The organism is Alphaproteobacteria bacterium HT1-32 (assembly GCA_009649675.1).
In the GTDB taxonomy this organism is placed as follows: domain Bacteria; phylum Pseudomonadota; class Alphaproteobacteria; order Rhodospirillales; family HT1-32; genus HT1-32.
Genome location: WJPL01000008.1, coordinates 1 through 5644, shown reverse-complemented (window position 1 = coordinate 5644; position 5644 = coordinate 1). Strand labels below are relative to the sequence as shown.

Genomic DNA, 5644 nt, shown 5'->3' with positions numbered 1-5644 from the left:
GAAAGGCATTTGACAGGTAGGCGGTGCGCCCATATAAACCGCCTCCCGACGCGACGAGCATCGGGCCACCGGAAAAGAACGGCGGTTTTGGAAGCTGGTTTCGGCTGGTGGAAGAAGGCTCTTTGACATTGTAGATATGCAGGAAGGGATGCGCGGGCGGCGGCGTTTAATGTTGCTGCGAAGTGCATTCCTTAAGATAAGCCAAGCTTTATTAAGTGATGTGCGAGCGAGGGATATCGTGATTTCGGTCATGGTATCCTATCAGGTTCAACTTGAGAGTTTGATCCTGGCTCAGAACGAACGCTGGCGGCATGCCTAACACATGCAAGTCGAACGTGAAGCATCCTTCGGGATGTGGAAAGTGGCGCACGGGTGAGTAACGCGTGGGAACCTGCCTGGAAGTTCGGAATAACCATTGGAAACGATGGCTAATACCGGATACGCCCTTCGGGGGAAAGATTTATCGCTTCCAGATGGGCCCGCGTCCGATTAGATAGTTGGTGGGGTAATGGCCTACCAAGTCTGCGATCGGTAGCTGGTCTGAGAGGACGATCAGCCACACTGGGACTGAGACACGGCCCAGACTCCTACGGGAGGCAGCAGTGGGGAATATTGGACAATGGACGCAAGTCTGATCCAGCAATGCCGCGTGTGTGATGAAGGCCTTAGGGTTGTAAAGCACTTTCAGCTGTGAAGATGATGACTGTAGCAGCAGAAGAAGCCCCGGCTAACTCCGTGCCAGCAGCCGCGGTAATACGGAGGGGGCAAGCGTTGTTCGGAATTACTGGGCGTAAAGCGCGCGTAGGCGGCGATGATAGTCAGAGGTGAAATGCCCGGGCTCAACCCGGGAGGTGCCTTTGATACTTCATTGCTAGGATTCAGGAGAGGTGAGCGGAATTCCGAGTGTAGAGGTGAAATTCGTAGATATTCGGAAGAACACCAGTGGCGAAGGCGGCTCACTGGCCTGAGATCGACGCTGAGGTGCGAAAGCGTGGGGAGCAAACAGGATTAGATACCCTGGTAGTCCACGCCGTAAACGATGGGTGCTAGGTGTCGGGCAGCATGCTGTTCGGTGCCGTAGCTAACGCGTTAAGCACCCCGCCTGGGGAGTACGGTCGCAAGATTAAAACTCAAAGGAATTGACGGGGGCCCGCACAAGCGGTGGAGCATGTGGTTTAATTCGAAGCAACGCGAAGAACCTTACCAGCGTTTGACATGGAAAGTATGGTTACCAGAGATGGTTTCCTTCAGTTCGGCTGGCTTTCACACAGGTGCTGCATGGCTGTCGTCAGCTCGTGTCGTGAGATGTTGGGTTAAGTCCCGCAACGAGCGCAACCCTCACTCTTAGTTGCCATCAGGTTAAGCTGGGCACTCTAAGAGAACTGCCGGTGACAAGCCGGAGGAAGGTGGGGATGACGTCAAGTCCTCATGGCCCTTACACGCTGGGCTACACACGTGCTACAATGGCGGTGACAGTGGGCAGCGAACTCGCGAGAGTAAGCTAATCTCTAAAAGCCGTCTCAGTTCGGATTGTACTCTGCAACTCGAGTGCATGAAGTCGGAATCGCTAGTAATCGCGGATCAGCATGCCGCGGTGAATACGTTCCCGGGCCTTGTACACACCGCCCGTCACACCATGGGAGTTGGTTTTACCCGAAGGTGGTGCGCTAACCCGCAAGGGAGGCAGCCAACCACGGTAAGGTCAGCGACTGGGGTGAAGTCGTAACAAGGTAGCCGTAGGGGAACCTGCGGCTGGATCACCTCCTTTCAAGGATGGTCCGGAGCAATCCAGGCCACTTTGCAATAGACTAAAAAGCGCAGCTCTGTTGAGCGTCGCCGTCCCCGTATCCCTTCCTGACGAATAAGATAAGCCGCAAGCCCGGCTGCTGTCTCATGAGGCCCCTGTTACAGGATGTGTCCTGGAGCGGTTGCCTGGAGACGGGCGGTTCCGGGCCTGTAGCTCAGTTGGTTAGAGCGCGCGCTTGATAAGCGTGAGGTCGGAAGTTCAAGTCTTCCCAGGCCCACCACCTCTTTTTGTTTATGCGAAAGAGGATAGCAGTCTGGAAACTGGAATGGGCTTAAGCTCAATGGGGCCGTAGCTCAGTTGGGAGAGCGGTAGCTTTGCAAGCTTCAGGTCGTCGGTTCGATCCCGTCCGGCTCCACCACTACCGTTTCGTTTAACGAAACGGTGTGGTACTTCCGGTAAGGTCTCCGAGCGACAGTCGTTTTACCAAAACGGCGAGAGCGTTACGGTGCCGGATCTTCTGGCATGCTTCAGACGGCTTATCACAGATTATTCGTTAGGTAAGGCCTGCATATCGGGCGACAGCTTAGGCTGTTGCCTGTGTTCTTGGACAAGTGAAGTGGTGACACAATTTTTTTAGAGAGTTCCGGTCGGAATTTTTTAGATATGTGTCTTGATCGTTAACCGGCTTGCCGGTTAGGGGCTGAGATATGTGTTTGAATATTTTGACTGAACTTGACGTCTTTCCGAGGAGAGGAAAGCGTTGAGCTCTCGAGCGCGAGAAGGGCATCTGGTGAATGCCTTGGCATTAAGAGGCGATGAAGGACGTGGCACTCTGCGTTAAGTTCCGGGGAGTTGAGAGCAGACTTTGATCCGGAAATATCCGAATGGGGCAACCCAACCCGCAAGGGTTATCCGTAGCTGAATACATAGGCTTGCGGAAGCAAACCCGGCGAACTGAAACATCTCAGTAGCCGGAGGAAAGGACATCAACCGAGACTCCGTTAGTAGTGGCGAGCGAACGCGGACCAGGCCAGTGGCTTGGGTATAAGAACGAGAACCGTCTGGAAAGTCGGGCCATAGCGGGTGATAGCCCCGTATCGGTAGAAAGTACCCAAGTCCTCGAGTAGGGCGGGACACGTGAAATCCTGTTCGAACATGGGGGGACCACCCTCCAAGCCTAAGTACTCCTTAATGACCGATAGTGAACCAGTACCGTGAGGGAAAGGTGAAAAGCACCCCGACGAGGGGAGTGAAACAGACCTGAAACCGGATGCCTACAAGCAGTAGGAGCCTCCATTGTGAGGTGACTGCGTACCTTTTGTATAATGGGTCAGCGAGTTACTCTTTCGAGCAAGCTTAAGCCGCAAGGTGTAGGCGCAGCGAAAGCGAGTGTGAACAGCGCGTTCAGTTCGAGGGAGTAGACCCGAAACCGGGTGATCTAGCCATGAGCAGGCTGAAGGTGCAGTAACATGCACTGAAGGGCCGAACCCACGTCTGTTGAAAAAGACAGGGATGACTTGTGGCTAGGGGTGAAAGGCCAATCAAACCCGGAAATAGCTGGTTCTCCGCGAAAACTATTTAGGTAGTGCGTCACATGAATATTGCCGGGGGTAGAGCACTGGATGGGCTAGGGGGACCCAAAGTCTTACCAAACCTAACCAAACTCCGAATACCGGTAAATACTATGTGGCAGACAGACGGCGGGTGCTAAGGTCCGTCGTCGAAAGGGAAACAGCCCAGACCGCCAGCTAAGGTCCCAAAGTCATGGCTAAGTGGGAAAGGATGTGGGAAGACCAAAACAACCAGGAGGTTGGCTTAGAAGCAGCCATCCTTTAAAGAAAGCGTAACAGCTCACTGGTCTAAATAAGTCGTCCTGCGCCGAAGATGTATCGGGGCTAAAGCCATGCACCGAAGCTGCGGATTCCAGTTTACTGGAGTGGTAGCGGAGCGTCGTCCAAGCCTGCGAAGGTGAACCGCGAGGTTCGCTGGAGGTACGACGAGTGAGAATGCTGACATGAGTAGCGATAAAGAGTGTGAGAAACACTCTCGCCGAAATCCCAAGGGTTCCTGCGCAAGGCTAATCCGCGCAGGGTGAGTCGGCCCCTAAGCCGAGGGCGAAAGCCGTAGGCGATGGGAATCAGGTGAATATTCCTGAACCAGACGGTGGTGACGAATAGCGGTAGCTGTACGGACTTAACGGATTGTCTGTGCAGTCAAGTTGTTCCAGGAAATAACCCCGTCATAAGACCGTACCCGAAACCGACACAGGTGGGATGGTAGAGTATACCGAGGCGCTTGAGAGAATGGTGTTGAAGGAACTAGGCAAATTGCACCCGTAACTTCGGGATAAGGGTGACCCCTTTGCGCGCAAGCGTGGGGGGGTGGCACAAACTAGGGGGTGGCGACTGTTTACTAAAAACACAGGGCTCTGCGAAGTCGCAAGACGACGTATAGGGTCTGACGCCTGCCCGGTGCCGGAAGGTTAAGAGGAGAGGTGAGAGCTTTGAATCGAAGCCCCGGTAAACGGCGGCCGTAACTATAACGGTCCTAAGGTAGCGAAATTCCTTGTCGGGTAAGTTCCGACCTGCACGAATGGCGTAACGACTTCCCCGCTGTCTCCAACACCAACTCAGCGAAATTGAACTCTCCGTGAAGATGCGGAGTACCCGCGGTCAGACGGAAAGACCCCGTGCACCTTTACTATAGCTTTGCAGTGGCATTAGAAAATGACTGTGTAGGATAGGTGGGAGGCTATGAACCCAGGGCGCCAGCTCTGGTGGAGCCAACCTTGAAATACCACCCTTTTGCTTTCTGATGTCTAACCGCGACCCGTGAAACCGGGTCCGGGACCCTGCATGGTGGGTAGTTTGACTGGGGCGGTCGCCTCCTAAAGAGTAACGGAGGCGCGCGATGGTGAGCTCAGGCTGGTCGGAAATCAGCTTAGAGAGTGCAATGGCATAAGCTCGCCTGACTGCGACACCGACAGGTGGAGCAGAGACGAAAGTCGGTCATAGTGATCCGGTGGTCCCGCGTGGAAGGGCCATCGCTCAACGGATAAAAGGTACGCCGGGGATAACAGGCTGATGGTTCCCAAGAGTCCACATCGACGGAACCGTTTGGCACCTCGATGTCGGCTCATCTCATCCTGGGGCTGGAGCAGGTCCCAAGGGTTTGGCTGTTCGCCAATTAAAGAGGTACGTGAGCTGGGTTTAGAACGTCGTGAGACAGTTCGGTCCCTATCTGCCGTGGGAGTACGAGACTTGAGAGGAGCTGCCCCTAGTACGAGAGGACCGGGGTGGACGTACCTCTGGTGTACCTGTTGTCGCGCCAGCGGCACCGCAGGGTAGCTAAGTACGGACGAGATAACCGCTGAAAGCATCTAAGCGGGAAACTCCCCTCAATACCAGGTCTCGCCTGAGAGCCGTGGAAGACCACCACGTCGATAGGCCGGGTGTGGAAGTGTGGCAACACATGAAGCTTACCGGTACTAATCGCTCGAAAGGCTCAAGAGCTCAACGCTCCCCTCTCCTCGGGTAAACACTCAGCTAACGCCGAGTGCCGAAGAAGACAGAATATATTCGATCAAGATCGGATAGCTGATATCTGATGAATAAACATTCATCAACAAACATCCGTTGGACATCAGGTTGATGCATCGCATCAATCCAAACCGGACCAATGCAGCGCATTGATCCAACACCGTCCAACAAACGCTGAACAATCTTTGTTCAACGAACTATTCTTCCTACGGACATCAAGTCCTCAGGAACTCTCTGAAAATCACCTCAATACATAGACTTCCGGCATCGATGGCCTGGTGGCTATGGCGAGGGGCCTGCACCCGATCCCATCCCGAACTCGGAAGTGAAAACCCTCAGCGCCAATGGTACTGCATCT

General features: G+C 54.2%; 2 tRNA genes and 3 rRNA genes. All 5 read left to right on the top strand.

The window, feature by feature from the left end:
• The first annotated feature begins 263 nt into the window (after positions 1 to 263).
• A 16S ribosomal RNA gene (locus GH722_20605) occupies positions 264 to 1773 on the top strand.
• Positions 1774 to 1950: 177 nt separating this feature from the next.
• Positions 1951 to 2027 (top strand) — tRNA-Ile (locus GH722_20600).
• Positions 2028 to 2089: 62 nt separating this feature from the next.
• Positions 2090 to 2165 (top strand) — tRNA-Ala (locus GH722_20595).
• Positions 2166 to 2513: 348 nt separating this feature from the next.
• A 23S ribosomal RNA gene (locus tag GH722_20590) occupies positions 2514 to 5257 on the top strand.
• Positions 5258 to 5560: 303 nt separating this feature from the next.
• Positions 5561 to 5644 (top strand): 5S ribosomal RNA (rrf, locus tag GH722_20585); the annotation flags it as partial.